Origin of the sequence: Pseudodesulfovibrio thermohalotolerans, from assembly GCF_021353295.2 — a bacterium.
Taxonomy (GTDB): domain Bacteria; phylum Desulfobacterota; class Desulfovibrionia; order Desulfovibrionales; family Desulfovibrionaceae; genus Pseudodesulfovibrio; species Pseudodesulfovibrio thermohalotolerans.
In genome coordinates this window covers 841,024-863,637 of record NZ_CP120635.1, presented here as the reverse complement: position 1 = coordinate 863,637, position 22,614 = coordinate 841,024, and the positions used below count along the sequence as shown (strand labels likewise).

The 22,614-nt window shown below is 63.4% G+C and carries 17 protein-coding genes; all 17 read left to right on the top strand.

What is annotated here, in order from left to right:
• The first annotated feature begins 152 nt into the window (after positions 1–152).
• The 17 genes from LF599_RS03910 (at position 153) to LF599_RS03830 (ending at position 22,474) form a co-directional block, all read left to right on the top strand.
• The gene (locus tag LF599_RS03910) at positions 153–1,373 is read left to right on the top strand and encodes an efflux RND transporter periplasmic adaptor subunit (protein ID WP_279522363.1); all 1,221 of its coding nucleotides are present in this window, start codon (positions 153–155) and stop codon (positions 1,371–1,373) included.
• Entirely contained in the window at positions 1,373–4,477 is a 3,105-nt protein-coding gene (locus LF599_RS03905) for an efflux RND transporter permease subunit (protein WP_279522362.1), read from the top strand. Before LF599_RS03910 ends, LF599_RS03905 begins: the two co-directional genes overlap by 1 nt.
• Before the next feature lie 261 nt (positions 4,478–4,738).
• Positions 4,739–6,697: an amylo-alpha-1,6-glucosidase gene (locus LF599_RS03900; protein WP_279522361.1), complete on the top strand. Its 1,959-nt coding sequence runs from the start codon at positions 4,739–4,741 to the stop codon at positions 6,695–6,697.
• Between the two features lie 2 nt (positions 6,698–6,699).
• The gene (locus LF599_RS03895) at positions 6,700–7,986 is read left to right on the top strand and encodes a glycosyltransferase family 4 protein (RefSeq protein ID WP_279522360.1); all 1,287 of its coding nucleotides are present in this window, start codon (positions 6,700–6,702) and stop codon (positions 7,984–7,986) included.
• Entirely contained in the window at positions 7,983–9,185 is a 1,203-nt protein-coding gene (locus LF599_RS03890) for a glycoside hydrolase family 57 protein (RefSeq protein WP_279522359.1), read from the top strand. Before LF599_RS03895 ends, LF599_RS03890 begins: the two co-directional genes overlap by 4 nt.
• 10 nt (positions 9,186–9,195) lie before the next feature.
• Positions 9,196–13,434 (top strand): alpha-glucan family phosphorylase, encoded by a 4,239-nt coding sequence (gene glgP, locus LF599_RS03885; protein WP_279522358.1) that lies wholly within the window; start codon positions 9,196–9,198, stop codon positions 13,432–13,434.
• Positions 13,435–13,642: 208 nt separating this feature from the next.
• Positions 13,643–15,043, top strand: a complete 1,401-nt coding sequence (locus LF599_RS03880; RefSeq protein ID WP_279522357.1) for a sigma-54 dependent transcriptional regulator — start codon at positions 13,643–13,645, stop codon at positions 15,041–15,043.
• 272 nt (positions 15,044–15,315) lie between these two features.
• On the top strand, positions 15,316–15,588 hold the full coding sequence (locus LF599_RS03875; protein ID WP_269941724.1) for a hypothetical protein: 273 nt from the start codon (positions 15,316–15,318) through the stop codon (positions 15,586–15,588).
• 3 nt (positions 15,589–15,591) lie between these two features.
• Positions 15,592–15,942: a hypothetical protein gene (locus LF599_RS03870; RefSeq protein ID WP_269941725.1), complete on the top strand. Its 351-nt coding sequence runs from the start codon at positions 15,592–15,594 to the stop codon at positions 15,940–15,942.
• 28 nt (positions 15,943–15,970) lie between these two features.
• Positions 15,971–16,534, top strand: coding sequence for a GNAT family N-acetyltransferase (locus LF599_RS03865; RefSeq protein ID WP_269941726.1), 564 nt, complete (start codon positions 15,971–15,973; stop codon positions 16,532–16,534).
• 11 nt (positions 16,535–16,545) lie between these two features.
• The gene (locus LF599_RS03860) at positions 16,546–16,818 is read left to right on the top strand and encodes a hypothetical protein (RefSeq protein ID WP_269941727.1); all 273 of its coding nucleotides are present in this window, start codon (positions 16,546–16,548) and stop codon (positions 16,816–16,818) included.
• Between the two features lie 55 nt (positions 16,819–16,873).
• Positions 16,874–17,518 (top strand): SET domain-containing protein, encoded by a 645-nt coding sequence (locus tag LF599_RS03855; RefSeq protein WP_279522356.1) that lies wholly within the window; start codon positions 16,874–16,876, stop codon positions 17,516–17,518.
• An 89-nt stretch (positions 17,519–17,607) separates the two neighbouring features.
• Entirely contained in the window at positions 17,608–18,753 is a 1,146-nt protein-coding gene (locus tag LF599_RS03850) for an acyltransferase family protein (protein WP_279522355.1), read from the top strand.
• Entirely contained in the window at positions 18,720–19,838 is a 1,119-nt protein-coding gene (gene potA, locus LF599_RS03845) for a spermidine/putrescine ABC transporter ATP-binding protein PotA (protein ID WP_279522354.1), read from the top strand. The genes LF599_RS03850 and potA overlap by 34 nt, the downstream gene beginning before the upstream one ends.
• Entirely contained in the window at positions 19,828–20,679 is an 852-nt protein-coding gene (gene potB / locus LF599_RS03840; RefSeq protein WP_279522353.1) for a spermidine/putrescine ABC transporter permease PotB, read from the top strand. The genes potA and potB overlap by 11 nt, the downstream gene beginning before the upstream one ends.
• On the top strand, positions 20,676–21,443 hold the full coding sequence (gene potC / locus LF599_RS03835) for a spermidine/putrescine ABC transporter permease PotC (RefSeq protein WP_269941731.1): 768 nt from the start codon (positions 20,676–20,678) through the stop codon (positions 21,441–21,443). Before potB ends, potC begins: the two co-directional genes overlap by 4 nt.
• Positions 21,440–22,474 (top strand): extracellular solute-binding protein, encoded by a 1,035-nt coding sequence (locus tag LF599_RS03830; RefSeq protein ID WP_279522352.1) that lies wholly within the window; start codon positions 21,440–21,442, stop codon positions 22,472–22,474. The genes potC and LF599_RS03830 overlap by 4 nt, the downstream gene beginning before the upstream one ends.
• The last annotated feature ends 140 nt before the right edge of the window (positions 22,475–22,614 follow it).

The window sequence follows — 22,614 nt, the reverse complement described above, 5'->3', positions numbered from 1 at the left end:
GGGAACGCTATTCGCGCGGGCAACCCCATTGTGTTTGTGTTTCTTTACAATTATAAACGCGGACAGTGTAAACGGAACAACCGTCCGCCGGTATCCGGCGGCATGACGACCTACGGCTCCCGCCGCTGCGGGGCTGCATACCGGGAGGGCATGTGCCTCGCTCACTTCTTCGTGAATTCAAGGGAAATCGGGCCTGCCGTCGGGCCGTTGTCCGCCCGGTCCTGACCGGGCTGCTCTGCCTGCTCGCGGCGGGCTTTCTCGCTGCCTGCGGAAACGGCGAAAAGAAGGCCAGGCGGGAACGGGTGGTCCCGGTCACGGCTGCGGCCGCAGTGCGCGAGGATGTGCCCGTCACCCTGTCGGCGGTCGGCAACGTCACCCCGCTGGCCTCGGTGGAAATCAAGTCCAGGGTGGGCGGAATCATTGAGAAACAACTGGTCCGCAACGGTCAGGACGTGGAAGCGGGCGACCTGCTCTTCCTGGTGGATTCCCGCTCCTTCGACCTGGCTGTGAAGGAGGCCCAGGCCCGGCTCGACCGAGACCGCGCCCACCTGAACAAGGCCAAGGAGGACCTGCGGCGGTACTCCAAGCTCCGCGACCTGAACGTGGTCGCCCAGGAGCAGTACGACGACACCTTTGCCGAGGCCACATCCCTGGAGAACACCATCCGGCTCAACGAGGCCGCCCTGGAAAAGGCCCGGCTCGACCGCGACTACGCCTCCATCCGGGCCCCCATCCCGGGGAGGGTGGGCATCGTCCAGGTGAACGTGGGCAACGTCATCAAGGCCAACGACGACCGGACCCTGTGCGTCATCAACCAGATCAGGCCCATCAACATTTCCTTCACCCTGCCCGAACGCTACCTGAACGAAATCATGGAACGCCGCAGGCAGGGCCCCATGCGGGTGCGCATCACCCCGTCCGGCACGAACGCCGCGCCCGTGGACGCGGACCTCGCCGCCGTGGACAACGCCGTGGACACGACCACCGGCACCATCCGCCTGCTGGCCTCATACCCCAACGAGGACACCCGCTTCTGGCCCGGCCAATTCGCCCGGGTGGAGCTGACCCTTCGGACCCTCAAGGACGCCCTGCTCCTGCCCACCGGCGCGGTGATGCAGGGCATGGAAGGGCCGTATGTCTACGTCATCACGACAAACAAGGACGCCCCCTCGACCGGCACTGTGGAGGCGAGGCAGGTGACCGCCTCCCACATCGTGGGCAAGCGGACCGTCATCGCCGCCGGGCTCGAATCCGGAGAACTGGTCGTCCTTGACGGCCAGGTGGGCCTGAGCCCCGGGGCAAAGGTGTCCATCAAGAACGAGCCCGGCAGCGGCAAAGGGCAAGGGCAAGCCCCGGCCAAGGACGGCGAGTAATGAACCCGTCAGCCCTTTTCGTCCGACGCCCGGTCATGACCACACTGCTCATGACCGCCATCCTGGTGTTCGGCATCATGGCCTATCTGCGGCTGCCGGTCAGCGACCTGCCCAACGTGGACTTTCCGACCATCGAGGTCTCGGCCCAGCTCTCCGGCGCCAACCCCGAGACCATGGCCTCGTCCGTGGCCACGCCGCTGGAGAAGCAGTTCTCGACCATAGCGGGCCTGGACTCCATGACCTCGATATCCAGCCTGGGCTCCACGCGCGTCACCCTCCAGTTCGACCTGGAGCGGAACATCGACGACGCCGCGCTGGACGTGCAGTCGGCCATCACCACCGCCCTGCGGCGGCTGCCCGACGACATGACCTCCACGCCGAGCTTCCGCAAGGTCAACCCGGCGGACTCGCCGATCCTCTATCTTTCGCTCTCCTCGCCGACCATGCGGCTGTCCAACGTCAACGAGTTCGCCGAGAACTTCATGGCCCAACGCATCTCCATGGTCAACGGCGTGGCCCAGGTCATGGTCTACGGCTCCCAGAAGTACGCGGTGCGCATCCAGCTCTCGCCCGAGAAGCTCTCCTCCATGGAGCTGGGTGTGGACGAGGTGGCCGAGGCCGTGCGCAAGGGCAACGTCAACCTGCCCGTGGGCACCGTGGCCGGTCCGGTGCGCGAGTACATCGTCCGCTCCAGCGGCAAGCTCATGAACGCCGAGGACTACAAGCCGCTGGTGGTGGCCTGGCGCAAGGGCGCGCCCGTGCGCCTGTCCGACGTGGCCGACGTCTTCGACTCCGTGGAGCAGACCAGGCGGCGAAACTGGTACAACGGCCAGCCCGGCATGGTCCTGGCCATCCAGCGCCAGCCCGGCACGAACACCGTGGAGGTGGTCGAGGCCGTGCGCGCCCTGCTGCCCACCTTCCAGGCCCAACTGCCCGCCGCCGTGAACCTCGACGTCCTGTACGACCGTTCCGAGTCCATCAAGGAATCCATCGAGGACGTCCAGTTCACCCTGCTGCTCACCGTGGCGCTGGTCATAACGGTCATCTTCCTTTTCCTGCGCAGGCTGTCGGCCACGATCATCCCGAGCCTGGCCCTGCCCATGTCCATCATCGGCACCTTCGCGGTCATGCACCTCTACGGGTTCAGCCTGAACAACATCTCGCTCATGGCCCTGACCCTGTCGGTGGGCTTCGTGGTCGACGACGCCATCGTCATGCTCGAAAACATCGTCCGCCACGGGGAGATGGGCAAATCCACCATGGAGGCGGTCATGGACGGCTCCAGGGAGATCGCCTTCACCATCGTCTCCATGACCATATCCCTGGCCGCCGTGTTCCTGCCCGTGCTCTTCATGGGCGGCATCGTGGGCCGCCTGTTCCACGAATTCGCGGTGACCATCTGCGCCTCCATCCTGATCTCCGGACTGGTCTCCCTGACTCTGACCCCCATGCTGTGCAGCCTGATAATCCGTCCCCGCTCGGAAGAGAAACGGCGCGGCAGGATCTTCAACCTGTTCGAGCGGGGCTTCGAGGGGCTGCGCAACTTCTACTCGGCCACCCTGGACTGGACCATCCGCCACCACCGGCTGACCATGCTCGCGTCCGTCCTGGTCCTGATCCTTACCGTGGTCCTGTTCCGCGCCATTCCCAAGGGATTCCTGCCCACCGAGGACGCGGGCAGGCTCATGGTCCGGACCGAGGCCGAGCAGGGCGTGGCCTTCGACATAATGAAGGCGCGCCAACAGCGGCTCATGGCCATCGTGAGCAAGGACCCGGCCGTGGAAGGATACATGTCCGTGGTCGGCGGAGGCGGGCCCAACCGGGGCGGCAACTCCGGCAGGCTGATGGTCGACCTCAAGCCCCGCCGCGAACGCGGCCCCATCGAAGTGGTCCAGCAGCGGCTCCGAGCCAAGCTCGCGCAGGTGCCCGGGGTCCGGTCCTACGTGTCCAATCCACCGGCCATCCGCATCGGCGGACGCAGCTCCAAGGGGCAGTACCAGTACACCCTGCAAAGCCCCGACACCGAAGTCCTCTTCCTGGCCGCCGCCGAGATGGAAAAGCGCATGAGGGACCTGGCCAACGTCCAGGACGTCTCCTCGGACATGGAATTCGACAACCCCGAGCTGGCCATCGACATCGACCGCGACAAGGCCTCGGCGCTGGGCATCTCCGCCTACCAGATCGAGGACGCCCTCTCGACATCCTTCGGAAACCGCAAGATTTCCTCCATCTACGCCCCCACCGACACCTACGACGTCATCATGGAGCTGGCCCCGCAATTCCAGAGCAACCCGGACGCCCTGGCCATGCTCTCGGTGCGCTCGCAAAACGGTAGACTCATCCGCCTGGAAACCCTGGCGAAATGGGGCCTCGGCGTGGGGCCGCTGTCCATCAACCACTCGGGCCAACTGCCTTCGGCGACCATCTCCTTCAACCTGCCGCCGGGCGAATCCCTGGGCTCGGCCGTGGACGCCGTCTCCGAGCTGGCGCGCGAGGTGATTCCCGCCTCGGTGTCCACCAGCTTCCAGGGCGAGGCCCAGGCGTTCCAGGACTCCATGCGCGGCCTGTGGGTCCTGCTGGCCATGGCCATCCTGGTCATCTACCTGGTCCTCGGCGTGCTCTACGAGTCCTTCATCCACCCCCTGACCATCCTGTCCGGGCTGCCGTCGGCGGGCGTGGGCGCGCTGCTCACGCTGATGCTCTTCGGGCTCGACCTGAACATCTACGGCTTCGTGGGCATCATCATGCTCATCGGCATCGTCAAGAAGAACGCCATCATGATGATCGACTTCGCGGTGGAAGCCCAACGCGAACACGGGCTGCGCGCGGCCGAGGCCATCCGCGAGGGCGCGCTGATCCGCTTCCGGCCGATCATGATGACCACCATGGCGGCGCTCATGGGCACCCTGCCCATCGCCCTGGGCCTTGGCGCGGGAGCCGAGGCCCGGCGTCCGCTCGGCCTGGCCGTGGTCGGCGGGCTCATGGTCTCCCAGTTCCTGACTCTCTACTTCACCCCGGTCTACTTCATGTACCTGGACGCGGCCCAGCAGTGGCTCAACCGAATCTTCGGCAAGGCGGAAGCGGTGCGTCCCTCCTCCGAATAACGAAACTTTCCCGGCCCCGGCCGTGAGGCCGCGTCTTCGTTTTTCTTCTTCCCAAGCCGAAAGCCGAGAAGCCACGCCGCCAACAATTCCGCTCGTCCGCTGTCACGCTTCGCCATCCTTTAGCGTACCATTTTGAAAATAATACTCCGCTAAACGCTTTTTCACTTGCAACCAACCGTATTTTTCTATCAACTCTAATAATCGGAAAGACCCCTTCCGGGGCAACTCCCATCTTCCGAACCTCATGAACAGGTGGTCATCATGCTGCATATTTCCAGAGAAGAATGCATCAACACCGAAACGGCGACCAGAAAGGAATGGATCGACGGGAACGGGCTTGGCGGCTACGCGTCCAGCACCATCATCAACTGCCATACCCGCAAATACCACGGTCTGCTCGTCGCGGCCCTCAAGGAGCCCAAGGGACGGTTCGTCCTCCTCTCCAAGCTGGAAACCTCGGTTCTGGCCAACGACAAGGAGTTTTTCCTCTCGTCCAACAAATACCCCGGCGTGTACCATCCCACCGGGCACCAATTCGTGGACTCCTTCGACCAGGGCCTCTTCCCGGCCACGACCTACCGCATCGGCGACGCCCTCATCCGCAAGTCCTTTCTCATGATCCACGGGCAGAACACCGTGCTGGTCTGCTTCGAACTCCTTGAGGGCAGGGTGAAGCCAGCCCTGCGCCTGCGCCCCCTGCTCGCGTACCGGGACATCCACAAGCTGACCCGGGAGAACATGTTCCTGCGGCCCAAATCCTACCCCGAGCGCAACGGCCGCAAGGTCCAGCCCTACGAGGGGATGCCTCCCCTCTACATGGGCACCAACCGGGCCTCGGAGTTCTTCCCCGGCCCCAAGTGGACCTACAACGTCGAATACCTCATGGAGCGGTCGCGCGGCTTCGACTACCAGGAAGACCTGTTCTGCCCCGGCATGTTCGAGACGCGCCTGGAAAAGGGCAAGCCCGTGATTTTCGCCGCTTCCGTGGAGCCGTTGGGCAACCTGGAGCGGTGGCGCAAGAAGGAGGTCGCCCGGCGCGAGGCCGAGTTCGAAGCCTGCAAGGACCGCAGCCGGACCACGCGATGGCTCAAGTATTTCTCCGGCATGTTCCTGATCCGCAATCCCTCGGGATTCGCCTCGGTCATCGCCGGTTACCACTGGTTCGGCGAATGGGGCCGCGACACCATGATAAGCCTGCCCGGCCTGACCTTCCACGCCGGACGCCGGGAGTTCGGCGAAGAGGTTCTGGCCGCCTACGCAGGGCTGTGCCGCGACGGACTGCTGCCCAACTATCTGGACCAGAACTCCGACCACCTGGCCTACAACTCGGTGGACGCCTCCCTGTGGTTCTTCTGGGCCGTCCAGGAATACCTCAAGACCCGGGGAAGCATGTCTTTCGTCATGGACCGCATCTACCCGGCCCTGCGCTCCATCGTGACCGCCCACCTGGACGGCCGCGTGCCCCTGTGCGGGCTGGACCGGGACGGGCTGCTTCACGCCGGCAACGAACGCACCCAGCTCACCTGGATGGACGCCCAGGCTTACGGGCAGCCTGTCACGCCGCGCCACGGAGCGGCGGTGGAGATCAACGCCCTGTGGTACAACGCCCTACGCTTCTTCCTGGAGCTGGCGGGCGACGCGGACCGCGAAACGGCCATGCGCGCGGGCGAGGCGGCCGACCGCCTCCAGGCCAACTTCGTGGCCCGGTTCTGGAACGACCGGGACAACTGCCTGTACGACGTGGTCAACGAGCACGGCCGCGACCGACGCATCCGGCCCAATCAGATCTTCGCCCTGTCCCTGCCGCACACCATGCTCGACTACCATCTCATGCGCGCGGTCATCGGCGTGGTTCAGGCTCATCTGCTGACCCCCTACGGCCTGCGCACCCTCTCGCCCCGGGACCCGGGCTACTCCCCCTTCTACAAGGGCGACGCCGACGCCCGCGACTCGGCTTACCACCAGGGCATGGTCTGGCCCTGGCTGGCCGGTCATTTCGGCCAGGCCCTGCTGCGTCAGGCCGCTGACCGCGCCGGAACCGGAGCGTTCCTGCGCAAATACTTCAAGCCGATCCTGCGCGCATTCCCGGACGACTTCTGCATCAACGCGGTGCCGGAGCTGTACACGGGCAACCCGCCGCACGCGCCCAAGGGCGCCGTGGCCCAGGCGTGGTCCATGGCCGAGGCCATCCGCCTGAACAAGCTCCTCAAGGAGAACTAGCCATGCGTGTACTCATGTTCGGCTGGGAATTCCCGCCATATATCTCGGGCGGCCTGGGAACGGCCTGCCTGGGCCTGACCAAGGGACTGGCCAACCTCGGGACCGATATCCTGTTCGTCCTGCCACGGCTGGACTCCGACGAAGAGGCGCAACACCTGACCCTGCTCGGGGCCAACCGGCTGCGCGCCAAGGTCGGCGTGTCCGAAATCCGGGAGTTGCAGGAAAGGATGTCCGTGCTGGAAGTGCTCTCCCCGCTGCGCCCCTACCTTACGGAAAAGGAATACCGTTTCCTGCTTGAAAAGAACGAGCGGGTCTCCACCGAAGATATCTTCGCGGAACTCGAAAACGACTTCTCGGGCGGATACGGCGCGAACCTCATGGACGAGATTGTGCGCTACAGCCTCATCGGCGCGCACTTGGGACTGACCGAACGGTTCGACGTCATCCACGCCCACGACTGGCTGACCGCCCCGGCGGGCATCGAGGCCAAGCGCATCTCGGGCAAGCCCCTGGTGGTCCACGCGCACGCCCTGGAATTCGACCGCTCGGGCGAGCACGTCAACCAGTCCGTCTACGACATCGAGCGGGCCGGTTTCGAGGCTGCGGACCGGATCATCGCGGTCAGCCATCTCACCAAGGAAACCATCGTCAACCGCTATTCCATCGACCCGGCCAAGATCACCGTGGTCCACAACGCCGTGGCCAAGCACCGGCGGCTGGGACAACTCCGTATCCAGAAGCCGTTCAAAGAGAAGCTGGTCCTCTTCCTGGGCCGCATCACCTTTCAAAAAGGCCCGGACTACTTTGTGGAGGCGGCGGCCAAGGTGCTCGAAAAACACCGCGACGTCCGTTTCGCCATGGCCGGGACCGGCGACATGTTCCCGCGCATGGTCGAACGCATGGCCGAACTCCGGCTGGGCGACAGGTTCCACTTCGCGGGCTTCGTGCGCGGAATCGACGTGGAGCGCATCTACGCCATGAGCGACCTCTACGTCATGCCGAGCGTGTCCGAACCCTTCGGCATCACCCCGCTGGAGGCCTCGGTATTCGACGTGCCGTGCATCGTCTCCAAGCAGTCCGGCGTAGCCGAGGTCCTGGAGGACGCGGTCAAGGTGGACTTCTGGGACGTAGACCGTCTGGCCAGCGAGATCGAGGACATCCTCACCAACGAGGATCGAGCCAGAACACTGGTCGAGCGGGGGCGGGAAGCCCTCAAGAACATCCAGTGGGACCAGGCCGCAGGGAAGGTCCTCAACGTATATCGGCAACTTACCGGAGGGCTGTCATGACTTCCGTGTGCTTCTACTTCCAGGTCCACCAGCCCATGCGCCTGGACAAGGACTACTCGTTCTTCAGCCTGGGGCGCAGCCACCACTACCGCGACGAGGCCGCCAACCGGGACATCATGCGCAAGGTGGCCCAGAAGTGCTACCTGCCCGCCAACCGGCTGATGCTCGACCTCATCGACGAGTTCAAGGGGGAATTCCGCATCTCCTACGCCATCACCGGCGTGGCCATGGAGCAGTTCCAGGAGTTCTGCCCCGAAGTGCTGGAGTCCTTCCGCACTCTGGCCGACACCGGCTGCGTGGAGTTCATCGGCGAGACCCACTACCATTCCCTGGCCTTCCTCTTTTCGAAGGAGGAGTTCCGCCGCCAGGTGAAGATGCACGGCCGCGTGCTGGAGGAGTTCTTCGGCTCCAAACCGGTGACCTTCCGCAACACCGAGCTTATCTACAACAACGACTTGGCGTTGGAGATCGAGAAAATGGGCTACAAGGCCATCCTGGCCGAGGGCGCGGATCAGGTCCTGGGCTGGCGGTCGCCCAACTTCGTCTACCAGCCCGCGGGCTGCTCCAAGCTCAAGACCCTGCTCAAGAACTACCGCCTCTCGGACGACGTTGCCTTCCGCTTTTCGGACCGGGGATGGAACGAATGGCCCGTGACCACCGAAAAATTCGCCGGATGGGTCCACGGCATGGCGGGCAGCGGCGAGGTCATCAACCTGTTCATGGACTACGAGACCATCGGCGAACACCAGTGGGCGGACACCGGCATCTTCGAATTCTTCAGAAGCCTGCCCGGGGCGGTCCTGTCCCATGGCGACTTCGTCTTCGAGACGCCCGGTGAAGCCGCCGCGCACCTGGACCCCATGGCCCAGCTCGACGTGCCCTACTTCACCTCATGGGCCGACCTTGAGCGCGACGTGACGGCCTGGCTGGGCAATCCCATGCAGGACCAGGCGGCCGAGATGGCCTATTCCCTTGAGGACAGGGTCCTGGCCTCGGGCGACGCGGACATCATCGCCACCTGGCGCGAACTCCTGACCAGCGACCATTTCTATTACATGTGCACCAAGTGGTTTTCCGACGGCGACGTGCACAAGTACTTCAACCCGTACGACACCCCGCATCAGGCGTTCATCACCTACATGAACGTCCTCAACGACCTCGCCCTCCGTCTGGACAACGGGGCCGGAAGACAGGGGTAGGAGAGCAGCCATGGAGAAAAGCTGGCTATTCGAAGTATCCTGGGAAGTGTGCAACAAGGTCGGCGGCATCCACACCGTCATCAGCAGCAAGGCCGTGCAGGCCATGGCGGCCTTCGAGAACCACTACGTGGCCGTGGGCCCGCTGCTCGACCGCAACCCCGGTTTCGTTCCGGAAGCCCCCCCGGAGGAAATCCGCCCCGCCCTGGAACGGCTCAAGGCATGGGGCGTGGAGACCGCATCGGGCCACTGGGATATTCCCGGCACCCCCCTGGTCCTGCTCATCGGCTTCAGCAACGCCTTCCCGGCCCACGACAAGCTCCTCTTCCAGCTCTGGAACGATTACGGCGTGGATTCCATGGCGGGCGGCTGGGACTACATCGAGCCCGTCCTCTTCTCCACGGCTGCGGCCATGGCCATCCGCGAGATCAGCGAGGACGTGGGGGAAGGGGCCGACGTGTACGCCCACTTCCACGAATGGATGACCGGAGCGGGCGTGCTCCACCTGAAGAAGCACGCGCCCTCGGTGGTCACCGTGCTGACCACCCACGCCACCATGCTCGGCCGAGCCATGTCCGGGTCCGGAGTGGACATCTACAAGCGGCTTGAGGAAATCGAGCCCTCCCAGGAGGCCAAGGCGTTCGGGGTCACGGCCAAGCACTCCATGGAATCGGTCTCGGCCCGCGAGGCGGACTGCTTCACCACGGTCTCCAACATCACCCGCAAGGAGGCCTCCAACCTGCTCGGCACCAACCCCGCCGTGGTTACGGTCAACGGCTTCAATCTCGAAGGATTCGCCGAGCCCGGGACCGTTGCCCAGACGCGCAAGACATCGCGCGAACGGCTCATCGACCTGGCCGCCAACTTCCTCGAACGCGACCTCGAACCGGACAAGACCCTGCTGGTGGCCACCAGCGGGCGGTACGAATTTCACAACAAGGGCATCGACCTGCTCCTGGACGGGCTGGGCGACCTGGACGAAGAACTCGCCAAGGCGGGCAACGACGTCACCGTGGTCGCCTTCCTGCTCGTTTCCTGCGGATACGCGGGATTCAGCGACGAGGCCCGTCGGCGTCTCAAGCAGGAGCGGTACGATATCGAGAAATACGCCGGCATCAGCACCCACCACCTGGGCGACGCCGACCACGACCCCATGGTCGTGAAATGCCGCGAGAGGAAGCTCGACAACCGGCCCGAGAACAGTTGCTGCGTCATCTTCATCCCGGTCTACCTGGACGGCAACGACGGCGTCCTCAACCTGGAATACTACGACGCGCTGGCGGGCATGGACCTGACCGTCTTTCCCTCCTTCTACGAGCCGTGGGGCTACACCCCCATGGAAAGCGCGGCGTTCGCCGTGCCCACAGTCACCTCCGACCGGGCCGGATTCGGACAATGGGTTATGGAGAAGCACCCGCAGGGCCACCCCGGGGTGCACGTCCTCAACCGGCTGGACGACGACTACGAGACCGCCCGGGAGAACCTGGCCCGCTTCCTGGCCGATTTCACCCGATGGTCCCCGGAAGAACGAACCGCCCGTAGCGCCGAAGCCAGGAGCATCGCCGAAGAGGCCACCTGGACCCACTTTTACCCCCGCTACCTGGAGGCGTACGGGCACGCGGCGGACATCCGCACCGAGCGCATCGCGGGCGTGCAGCGCATGGCCGCCGCGCCCGGCACCGAGATCAGCTTCTCCGGCGTGAACACCACCCAGCCCCGGCTCCGCGCCTTCACCGTGGTCACGGAGCTGCCCGCGCCCCTCGCCAGGCTGCGCGACCTCGCCGAAAACCTCTGGTGGGTCTGGCACCGCGACTCCCAGGAACTGTTCGAATGGATGGACGCGGACAAGTGGCACGCGAGCGGCCACAACCCGGACCTCTTCCTCAACACCATGCGCACCGACCGGCTGAAGGAGCTGGCCGACGATTCCGAATTCATGGGACGGCTCAAGACCGTCCTGGAACGCTTCGACGCCTACATGGCCGAAAGCCGGACGGCCAACGTGCAGGGCATCACCTGGAAGAATCCGGTGGCCTACTTCTCCATGGAGTTCGGCCTGCACGAATCCATCCCGGTTTATTCCGGCGGCCTCGGCCTGCTCTCCGGCGACCATATCAAGTCGGCCAGCGACCTGAACCTGCCCTTCATCGGCATCTCCCTGCTCTACAAGAACGGCTTCTTCCACCAGCGGATCAACGGCAACGGCGACCAGGTGGTAGAGTACCGGGAGAACGACTTCGCCACCATGCCCATCACCCCGCTGCACAAGGACGGGGAAAAGGTCATGATAACCCTGAACCTGCCGGGCCGCACGGTCTTTGCCCAGATATGGGAAGTCCACGTAGGCCGCGCCAGGCTCTACCTGCTCGACACGGACGTGGTCGAAAACTCCCGCTCGGACCGGGACATCACCTCCAAACTCTACGACCCCACCTCCAAGGGGCGCATCGAACAGGAGATCGTTCTCGGGGTGGGCGGCGTCCGCCTGCTCACCGCCCTGGAAGTCGTCCCATCGGTCTTCCACCTCAACGAGGGCCACTCCGCCTTCCTGCTCTTCGAACGCATCCGCCAACTCATGATCCTTGACGGCGTGAGCTTCGCCACGGCCAAGGAGATCGTCCGGGGCAACACCGTGTTCACCATGCACACCCCGGTCCCGGCGGGCAACGAACGGTTCGAGAAATCCCTGGTGGAGAACTACTTCCGCGGCTTCGCCGATGAAATGGGCGTGCCCTGGGAAGGGCTGTGGAACCTCGGGCACATCTACGCCGAGGAGGCGGACCACCTGAACATGACCGTGCTGGCCCTCCAACTCTCATGCAGGCGCAACGGCGTCTCCAGCCTGCACGGCGACGTGTCCAGGCGCATGTGGCAGAACCTGTGGCGCGGCTTCATCCTGAGCGAGGTCCCGGTGGATCACGTGACCAACGGCGTGCATATCCCCTCCTGGCTGGACGAGCGCGTCCGGCACGAGATCGAGGAATCATGCAGCCTGTCCGTGCACCGCGCGCTCATCGAGCGGAACGAGTGGGACGGCCTGGGCAATCTGGACGACCGGCGGTTATGGGACACCCATGTTTCCCTCAAGCACCGCCTGTACGACGAGGTCCGGCGATCCATCTCCACCCAGTGGACCCGGGAAGGCGAACCGCCCAACCGACTGCAAGCCTTCCTGAAGACCCTGAATCCCGACCACCTGACGCTGTGCTTCGCCCGGCGGTGCACGGCCTACAAGCGGCCCACCCTGCTCTTCCACAACCTGCAACGGATCAAGGAAATCCTGTGCAGCGAGGACCGGCCGGTGAACGTCATCTTCGCGGGCAAGGCCCACCCGGCGGACACCATGGGGGCGAGCTACATCAACCTCATCTGCCGACTGGCCAAGCAGGACGACTTCCTGGGCCGGGTCATCTTCCTGGAAAGCTACGACATCCGCCTGGCCAGGCTGCTCGTGTCCGGCGCGGACGTCTGGCTGAACAACCCCACCCGGCTCATGGAGGCCAGCGGCACCAGCGGCATGAAGGCCGCGGCCAACGGCGTGCCCAACTGCTCCATACTGGACGGCTGGTGGGACGAGGCGTTCGACGGCACCAACGGCTGGGCCGTGGGCAGCGGCCTGGTCTACGAAAGCCAGGTCAACCAGGACATCGTGGACGCGGACAACCTTTACGCCACCCTCCAATCCGAGGTGGTCCCCGAATTCTACGACCGAAACGGAGACGGCGTGCCCCATGCCTGGCTCGCCCGCATGAAGGCGTCCATGCGGACAGCCTTCCGGCAATACGGCACCCACCGCATGGTCCGGGACTACATCGACGACATGTACCTGCCCGCCATCAGGCTGTCCGCCGCGCGGGAGAAGAACAACAACGAACTCGCGCAACGGCTGGGTGAATGGCGTATGCGCATCCCCGGCCGGTTCGCCACGGTGAACATCCGCGAAGTCCAGGTGGAGGGCATCAACGGCGACGTCTTCCGGCTGGGCAACGAACTGACGGTGACCGCCAAGGTTGACCGGGGACAGCTCCTGACCGAGGAAATCCTGGCGGAATTCGTGGCCGCCACGCCCGACGAGGAGACCATTATCGCCTGCATCCCCATGGAACTGAAGCACAGCGAGGGGACCACGCTGCTCTACCGGGCCAAGTACAGCCCCGACGAGTCCGGTCCCGTCCGCTACGGCGTCCGCGTACTCCCCGCGCATCCGGGACTCGCCGGGAAATGCGACCCCAGGTTGATCCGCTGGAGCTGAGGCGTCCGTCGCCGAAAAGACTTCCGCACCCCCGCCCCCAAGGGCTTTCCTCAGAGCGCAACCGATCGCGCGATGGGGAAAGCCCTCAAGGGATGCCATCCTTTCCGCTTCTGCCGAAAAACTCCCTTTCCAAGGCCGCCGGAGGCACAGATTTGAATTGTCTCAATTGCGGCATCGAAGTAAAAGGTGGCTTGGAGACCAAGCCGCCATGCGTAAATTGCTCGTCATCACCCGCGACGGGAGCCGGTCAAAGGAGATCGGCGCCCTGCTCGACCAGGAAAAACATCTGAAAACGGAGATGACTCCCGTCGCCGTGGAAACGCCGCCGGACCGCGAAGTGGACACCCTGTTCGTGGACGTGGAGTCCCTGCTGGGGAAGCACACCTCCGTGGCCAGAGGCCTGGAAGGGTTGTGGGCGCAGTATCCCTCGGCGGCCATCGTGGTCATGGCCGACGAGGCCAATACGCACCACGCCGTCGACGCGGTCAAAGCCGGGGCCTTCGACTACCTGACCCACCCCATCGAAAAGGAAGAGCTGGACCTCATCGTGGACAAGGTCCGCGAATCCGACGTGCTCCAGTCCGAGCTGGATTACCTGCGCGGGCAGTTCTGGAACGAGGATTCGCTGGAGTACGTCGACACGCGCAGCAAATCCATGCGCGACGTGTTCGTCAAGATCCGCCAGGTGGCGGGCACCCGGACCACGGTGCTGCTCACGGGCGAGACCGGCACCGGCAAGTCGCTCATCGCCAAGCTCATCCACGCCCACTCCAACCGCAAGAACCAGCCGTTCATCAGCGTGCACTGCGGGGCCATCCCGGACACGCTGGTGGAAAGCGAGATGTTCGGCCACGAAAAGGGGGCGTTCACCGGCGCGGTGCGGCGCAAGCTCGGCAAGTTCGAGCTGGCCCACGGCGGGACGATCTTTCTGGACGAAATCGGCACCATCTCCCAGTCCGTCCAGGTCAAGCTGCTCAACGTCATCCAGGAGCGGGTCATCCAGCGCGTGGGCGGCGAATCCGACATCCCGGTGGACGTGCGCATCATCGCGGCCACCAACGAGGACATGCAGGAGCTGTGCGAACGCGGCAAGTTCAGGCGAGACCTGTTTTACCGGCTCAACGTCTTCCCCATCCGCATCCCTCCCCTCCGGGAACGGCGCGAGGACATTCCCCGGCTGTCCGAAGTGTTCATCCAGCAGTTCAACGGCCTGCTCAACACCAAGGTCAAAGGCATACACCCCCAGGTCCTGGACACGCTGCTGGAATACGAATGGCCGGGCAACGTCCGCGAACTCGAAAACGTCATCGAGCGGGCCTGCATCCTTGAGACAGGCGACGTGCTCCAACCCGAAAGCTTTCCGCCCGACCTGCTCGACACCCAGGGACAGGTGGTCACTTCGCCGGTGAAAACCAGCCTGCCCCTCAAGGAGGCGCGGCGCATCACCCTGGACAAATTCGAGCGCCAATACCTTTCGAGCCTCCTGGAACAATGCCGGGGCGTCATCAAGGACGCGGCACAGCGCGCGGGCGTGACCACCAGGCAGCTTTCAAAACTGCTCAACCGCCACGGCCTCGACAAAATGGACTTCCGCAAAAGGAAGAACTAATACTTCCGCATTGCAGACAACCGGAATAAAACATTCCTAATTCATTTTAATATGCTGAAAACACAAGATATATCAACAACGGTCGATCCCCGTCACAGCCCGTTGACCACCTGTTTCACTCCGTTTTTCCCGCATCTGACCACAAAGAAGAACAAACAGTTCCGATCAGTGTCAGGCCCAAAACGCATTTTACCAATATATTTCGAGTAATTACGTTATTGGCACACTCCATGCTTTCCCGTCACTTCAAAACCACCAGGTAGAGAAGTTTCATGCCGCAAGATAAACGCCATCAGCAAGACACGGTCATCGTCAGAGGAACGTTGGTCCCCAGACAGTGGGACGAGCAGTTCCGGGTGACCGAGGTGCTGATAGCCTGCAAGAACGAGCGGGAAATTCTCGTGGAGAACTTCAAGAGCCTCCCGACCCTCCTCTCACTGACGAGGACGGAGGCGATTTTCACCGGCGTAGTCCGCAAGGAATGCGGGGTGGAGTCCATGGTCGTGGACAGTTTCGCGCCCGTGGAAAACAACATATCAGGATAACCCATGCGAAAATTACTGTTTCCCTTGCTGCTGGCCATGGCCCTCTGCGTCTCTCCCGTCCTGACCGGCGCGGCCTCCGCCGCCGACGGCCCCATCACCGTCTGGGGCCTGGTGGTCAACACGAATTTCGGCCTGGTCATCAAAAACGGCGACACCGAGTATCTGCTCCTGGGCGTAAGCCAGGACCCCGGCACATTGGAAGGCAGGACTTGCGAAGTCACCGGCACGGCCTCCAACTCGCTTGGCATCGACACCATCAACGTCGATTCCATTCAGGTCGTCGGCGACACCTCGTCCATGAACTATACATCCATGAACGCACAACCCGGCGGGCGGACAGACCGTCTCGCCTGACTGCTCCCACAGCGGATTCGGAACCACCATGGACACGACAACCAGAAATGAAGACGCTTCCGAGGAAATGCGGGAAGTCCGCATCTCCACCGGCATCACGCCCGAGGACGTGGAAACCGTCCTGAACATGGCAGCCTCAAGCGGGCTGTTTTCTTCGGACGCGATGATGTCCGCCGAGGACATGGCCTGGGACTGCGCCTACGGCAACGGGGAGGAGGCACAGACCTTCCTCGTTGCAAAAATCGAAGACGCCGAGGGAAGCCGGATCATCGGGTTCCTCTGCTACGGCCCGATCCTGCACTGGCCCGGCGAGTTCGAACTCTACGGCATCACCGTGGACCCCGAATTCCGAAGACTGGGCATCGGCTCGGCCCTGGTGTCCGAAATGATTCGAAGGGTGGCCCGCGAAACGGGACGCTCCATATTCCTGGAGACCGGCGAAGGCCGGGCCTTCGAGAACGCGCACCGTTTTTACGAAGCCAACGATTTCTCGTTGCAGCACAGGTTCTGCAAACAATTCATTCCAATGGATGGCGGTCTCGTCTACCGCCTGCTCATCGACGAAGACGACGTGGAAAATCAATACCAATAGGAGTGGGAGAAATGGCTACTGACGTGTATGAGGATTCCCTGTTCGGGCAGGTGCTGCCCTTGGGGTGGGATAACGAAACGGTATCCGGCATCATTCTGCTCGTGGACGGCGAGGAGGAATTCATCGTCGAACCCGACGAGAACGGAGAAAGCCTGATCGAATTCCTTGACAGGTGGGTCACGGCCGAAGGCGTGGTCACCGAAAACGATGATGAGCTGCGCATCAAGGTGCGCAACTACACCCTGGAAGACGACATCGACTACGATACCGACGAGGATTGGTAAACGGCCCGGAAGAAGCCGAAAACGTCCCCCTGTCCAGCAGGGACGGTGACTGCCCATGATGCATCCAAAGACCGAAGTACGTTTCGTCGACCCCGCCACGGGGTACGGCGTATTCGCTACCGCCGACATACCGCGCGGTACCATTGTCTATGTCCGCGACCGGCTGGAAGCGGCCTATGTGGCCCGTCGCTCCAACCGGCCCGGCCCAGCCGAAAGGCCCGGCAAAACGGCCTACGCCGACGAAACCGGCGTGCACATCGTGAGCAGGGACAACGCGCGCTACGTCAACCACCGCTGCGACTGCAACGTGTTGGCCACGGCCTACGGCTTTGAAATCGCCGTGCGGGACATCTGGCGGGGCCAGGAAATTTGCGAGGAATACGGCCTGTTCGACCTGGGACGCGAGATTCCCCTGGCCTGCGGCTGCACCCGCTGCCGCAAACAGTTGCGCCCCGACGACCTGAAACGCTTCCACGCGGTCTGGGACGAGCGGATTCGGGACGCGCTGAGCCGCACGGCCGACGTGTCCCAACCGCTCATGGCCCACATGGACGCCGAGACCCGGCAACGGCTGCGCGCCTACTTCTGCGGCGAGGAGCCGTACCAGTCCGTCGCGGCCCTGTGCCGCCACACTCCGGCCGTATTGTCCGCAGTCCCGCCGGATCACCCCAAGCACGCCCCCTTCGAGGTCAACGGCTGAGCGCTTGAGGCGGTCCGCGGCGGCCTTGTCCGCACCGTGCACCCCACCGGCCCATACTGGTCCGGTTTCCCGGAGAGGGAGGTAACGCCATGGGCTTCATTCGCCTGCTGCTCGCCTTTGCGGTCTTCAATTCCCATTTTCCCACTTTGGAGCACTCCCCCCTGGCCAACGGCCATGAAGCGGTGCTGACCTTCTTCGCCATCTCCGGCTTCTACATGGCTCTTGTCCTGGACAAGTCCTACGACACCGCGCGATCCTTCTACCTGAGCCGTTTCCTGACGCTCTACCCCATGTACGTCCTGGCGGTGACGATCAGCCTGGGGCTCCTCGCCGGTCTGGACATACACTCCATGACCAACCGGGAAACCCTGCGCTCCATCCTGGCCGATCCGGCCGCCTTCGCGATCATGGCCTGGACCTCGGCCGTCACCTTCGGGCAGGAGATGCTGTTCAGCCTGACCAGGCTTCCCGAAGGAGGCCTGGGCTTCGTGACCGACAGCCGCGCCGCCATGTGGTCCGACGCGCCGCTCATCCAGGGGTGGTCCCTTTCGCTGGAACTCACCTTCTACGCCCTGGCCCCGTTCCTGGTCAGGCTGCGCACCCGGACACTCCTGTCCCTTTTGGGAGCCAGTCTGGCGCTCAAGCTCGCGATATTGAATTCCGGTCTGGCCGAAGTCGTTTTTTTCAAACGTTTTTTCCCTTTGGAATTCTGGCTCTTTGCCGGCGGGATTCTGGCCTACCGCGTCCACAGGCAGCTACCCGCCGCCCCCCGGTGGTTCGACTACTGTTTCTTTCCGGCCCTGGCCGCGCTGATCCTGTCGGGCGGCCTCGTCGCCAAGCCCCTGCTCCCGTTTTTTCTGCCCGCGGCGACCCTGTTGACGCTTCCTCTTGTCTTTAGAGGCTTCAAACGGTTACAATTGGACAGATTCGCGGGCAAGCTCAGCTACCCGTTCTACCTGCTGCACTACATCGTCATCGCCCTGTTCGAGACCTACGCGGATGAGCCCGATGGATGGCTCATTCTGGCCGCCGCGCTGGCGGCCTCCGTTGCGGTCCACTTCCTGTTCAACTCGGGCATCGAGTCCCTGAAAACCAAATTGCGCCGCCGCCATACGCTTCCCGTCCCGGCCGCCGAGCTGTCCTTCAGCCCGCGGTCCAGATCAGATAGCGCCTGTCCGGCGTCCACATGTCGAGGAGATACATGTCGCAACCTGTCGCCAATCTGGACAGCGTAACCAAGTCCTTTGAAGGGGAGACCGCCGTCGAAAACATCTCTCTGTCCATCATGGACGGCGAGTTCATCACCCTGCTCGGCCCGTCCGGGTGCGGCAAGACCACCCTCCTGCGCATTCTCGGCGGATTCGAGGAATGCGACCTCGGCCGGGTGGAGCTGGACGGCCGCTCGGTCAAGGGCGTGCCGCCCGAATCAAGGGCCATAAACACCGTGTTCCAGAGCTATGCCCTGTTCCCGCACATGAACGTCTTTGACAACGTGGCCTTCGGGCTGCGCATATCCGGAACCCCCGAGGCCGAACTCCGACGCACCGTGGACGAAGCCCTTCGACAGGTCTTTCTGTCCTCCATGGGCAAACGGATGCCCTCGGAACTCTCCGGCGGCCAACAGCAACGCGTGGCCATCGCACGGGCCATCGTCAACAAGCCCCGACTCCTGCTCCTGGACGAACCCATGTCCGCCCTGGACTACAGGCTGCGCAAGCAGATGCAGAAGGAGCTCAAGGACCTCCAGCGAACCCTGGGGATCACCTTCGTCCTCGTCACCCACGACCAGGAGGAGGCGTTCACCATGTCCGACCGCGTGGTGGTCATGAACGACGGGCGCATCGAACAGGTGGGCACCCCGCGTGAAATCTACGAGGAACCGGCCAACCTCTACGTGGCCCGGTTCGTCGGCGAGATCAACGTTCTGGAAGGGACCATCACCGGCCGCAGGGGCGAGAGCTACACCGCCGAGGTGGAGGGCGCGTCCGTGCTGGTCAAGGCCCGCCGCGAATTCGCGGACGGGGACCGCGTGCATGTGCTCCTGCGTCCCGAGGATTTCCGCGTGGAGGTCATGAAGGACCTGGAAGAATCCCCGGACCTGGCCGACAAGTTCGCCAAGGCCCTGCTCAACGGCACCGTGGACGGCACCTGCTACCGGGGCGCCACCTACGACGTGGACATCACCCTGGATGACGGCAAGCGCATCCTGGTCACGGAGTTTTTCGACGAAGACAGCGAAAGCCTCTACTTCCACTCGGGCGACCGGGTGGCCGTGGGCTGGTTCGAGGGATGGGAGGTGGTCCTGCCCCATGAAGGATAGCCTGTTCAAACGACTGGTCGTCACCGGCGTGCTCGGCTGGATGTTCCTGTTCGGAGCCGTGCCCACGCTCATGCTCCTGGGGGTTAGCTTCCTCAAGCGCCACCCGGACAAACTCATCGAGCCCGTCTTCTCCTTCGAGAGCTATCACGAGCTGCTCCGGCCCGCCCTGGGCTCCATGCTGGCCGACTCCATTACCATGGCGGCCACGGCCACCCTGCTGTGCCTGGTGATCGGATACCCCTTCGCCTACATCGTGGCCCGCGCGGGCAAGCGGTACACCAAGACCCTGCTCCTGCTGGTCATGATCCCGTTCTGGACCAACACGCTGATCCGCACCTACGCCCTGGTGGCCGTGCTCAAGGCCGACGGCGTGGTCAACAAGTTCCTGCTCTTCCTCGGCGTCATCGATACGCCGATCAAGATCATGTACACCCAGACGGCGGTCTTCATCGGGCTCATATACACCCTGCTGCCCTTCATGATCCTGCCGCTCTACGCGGCCATCGAGAAGCTGGACCTGAAACTCCTCGAAGCCTCGCGCGACCTCGGGGCGAGCCGCTTCGCCACCTTCCGCAAGATCACGGTGCCCCTGACCATGCCCGGCATCGTCTCGGGCTGTATGCTCGTGTTCCTGCCCGCGCTCGGCATGTTCTACATCCCGGACATCCTGGGCGGAGCCAGGACCATGCTCCTGGGCAACTATATCCGCGACCAGTTCCTGGCGGCCCGCAACATCCCCCTGGGAGCCGCGGCCTCCATCGCCATGACGGTCATCATGGGCCTCATGCTCGCCCTCTACTACAAAAGCGCCCGCCGGGCCGGAAGGAAGGTGCGCCTGTGAACAGGCTCGTCAAGACGATCTACGCGGCCCTGGTCTTCGCTTTCCTCTACCTGCCCCTGGTGGTCATCGCGGTCTATTCGTTCAACGCCTCCAAGTATTCCCTGGCCTGGAAGGGGTTCACCCTCCAGTGGTACGGAAGGCTCCTGAACAACGCCACCCTGCTGGACGCCGCCTTTCGCTCCATGACCATAGCCGTGGTCTCGGCCACGGTCTCGTGCATCATCGGCACCCTGGTCGCCTTCATGCTCCACCAGTACCGATTCAAGGGACGGCGCGCGGTGTTCGCGGGCGTCTTCGTCATGATGATGTCCCCCGACATCGTCATCGGCATATCGCTCCTGGTCCTCTTCCTCGGCGTGGGACTGTCCCTCGGCTTCTGGACGCTGCTCATGGGACACGTGACCCTGTGCGTGCCCTTTGTCGCGGCCACGGTCTACTCCAGATTCAAGGGCTTCGATCCCGCCGTGGTCGAAGCCGCCCGGGACCTGGGGGCCGTCGAATACCAGGTTTTCCGGCGCATCGTCCTCCCCATGGCCGCGCCCGGCCTCATCGCCGGATGGCTCCTGAGCTTCACCCTGTCGCTGGACGACGTGATCGTCAGCTTCTTCACGACGGGGCCGACATACGAAGTTCTGCCTCTTCGGATTTATTCAATGGTCCGTCTCGGCATAAAGCCAGACGTCAACGCGCTCAGCGTGGTGATGATCACCATAACCGTGGCCGCCGTCCTCCTGTCCCGGCGGCTGCTCAAGGAGAAATCATGAAAAAAACACTGCTCGCAATCGTCCTGACTCTCATCCTCGCGGTTCCGGCCCTTGCCGGCAGTGGGGAGCTTTACCTCTATATCTGGTCCGAATACATCCCGGACGAGGTGATCGAGGCGTTCACCAAGGAGACCGGCATCAAGGTCCATCTGTCCACCTACGACAGCAACGAAGCCCTGTACGCCAAGATCAAGCTGGCCGGCGACGGTTACGACCTCATCGTGCCCTCTTCCGATTACGTGGGACTCATGCGCCGCCAGGACATGCTCCTGCCCCTCGACAAGTACAAGCTGCCCAACTTCAAGAATCTCTCCGCCAAGTTCACGGATCAGCCCTTTGACCCGGACAACACCTACTCCGTGCCGTACATGTGGGGCTCCACCGGCATCGCCGTGAACACCGGCGACTTGGGAGAAAACGCCGTCACATCCTTCAAGGATCTCTGGAAGCCCGAAATGAAGGGCCACCTGCTCCTGCCCAATGATCCCCGCGACGTCTTCGCCGTCGCTCTGAAAAGCCTGGGCTACTCCCTGAACGAGACCGATCCCGCGCACCTCGAAGCGGCCTACGAACGGCTCAAGGCGCTCATGCCCTACGTCCGCGTCTTCGACTCCGATTCCCCCAAGCAGGCCCTCCTTTCCAACGAAGTCTCCGTGGGCGTCGTCTGGAACGGCGAGGCGTACATCACCAACCAGGAAAACCCGGAGATCAAATTCGTCTACCCCGAGGAAGGCTTCTCCCTGTGGATGGACTCCCTGTGCATTCCCAGAAGCGCCAAGAACCTGGATGAGGCATACGCCTTCCTGAGCTACCTGCTCCGCCCGGAAGTGGCCGCGGCCATCTCCACCGAGATGGGCTACTCCACCCCCAACGCGGCGGCCCGGGCATTCATTCCGGAAGACGTGCGCGACAACGGCATCGTCTATCCCTCGGACGACATCGCCTCGCGCGGCGAGTTCCAGGACTACATCGGCGAAGCCATGAACCTCTATGACGACTACTGGGTCAAGCTCAAGGGCGACAACAAATAACCCGCTTCCCATTGCGACCACGAAAAAGGCCGGACTGACCTCCGGCCTTTTTCGTGGTTCCCCGCTTGCGCTCACCGCAAAGCTCGCGACGACACAGAACCGCCCGCGCCGCTCCCGCCCGACACGCGGCAAGAAATGCG

Coding starts and splice junctions, on each gene's coding strand:
- LF599_RS03905 (WP_279522362.1), top strand. CDS start 1,373: ATGAACCCGTCAGCCCTTTTCGTCCGACGCCCGGTCATGACCACACTG.
- LF599_RS03900 (WP_279522361.1), top strand. CDS start 4,739: ATGCTGCATATTTCCAGAGAAGAATGCATCAACACCGAAACGGCGACC.
- LF599_RS03895 (WP_279522360.1), top strand. CDS start 6,700: ATGCGTGTACTCATGTTCGGCTGGGAATTCCCGCCATATATCTCGGGC.
- LF599_RS03890 (WP_279522359.1), top strand. CDS start 7,983: ATGACTTCCGTGTGCTTCTACTTCCAGGTCCACCAGCCCATGCGCCTG.
- glgP (WP_279522358.1), top strand. CDS start 9,196: ATGGAGAAAAGCTGGCTATTCGAAGTATCCTGGGAAGTGTGCAACAAG.
- LF599_RS03880 (WP_279522357.1), top strand. CDS start 13,643: ATGCGTAAATTGCTCGTCATCACCCGCGACGGGAGCCGGTCAAAGGAG.
- LF599_RS03875 (WP_269941724.1), top strand. CDS start 15,316: ATGCCGCAAGATAAACGCCATCAGCAAGACACGGTCATCGTCAGAGGA.
- LF599_RS03870 (WP_269941725.1), top strand. CDS start 15,592: ATGCGAAAATTACTGTTTCCCTTGCTGCTGGCCATGGCCCTCTGCGTC.
- LF599_RS03865 (WP_269941726.1), top strand. CDS start 15,971: ATGGACACGACAACCAGAAATGAAGACGCTTCCGAGGAAATGCGGGAA.
- LF599_RS03860 (WP_269941727.1), top strand. CDS start 16,546: ATGGCTACTGACGTGTATGAGGATTCCCTGTTCGGGCAGGTGCTGCCC.
- LF599_RS03855 (WP_279522356.1), top strand. CDS start 16,874: ATGATGCATCCAAAGACCGAAGTACGTTTCGTCGACCCCGCCACGGGG.
- LF599_RS03850 (WP_279522355.1), top strand. CDS start 17,608: ATGGGCTTCATTCGCCTGCTGCTCGCCTTTGCGGTCTTCAATTCCCAT.
- potA (WP_279522354.1), top strand. CDS start 18,720: ATGTCGCAACCTGTCGCCAATCTGGACAGCGTAACCAAGTCCTTTGAA.
- potB (WP_279522353.1), top strand. CDS start 19,828: ATGAAGGATAGCCTGTTCAAACGACTGGTCGTCACCGGCGTGCTCGGC.
- LF599_RS03830 (WP_279522352.1), top strand. CDS start 21,440: ATGAAAAAAACACTGCTCGCAATCGTCCTGACTCTCATCCTCGCGGTT.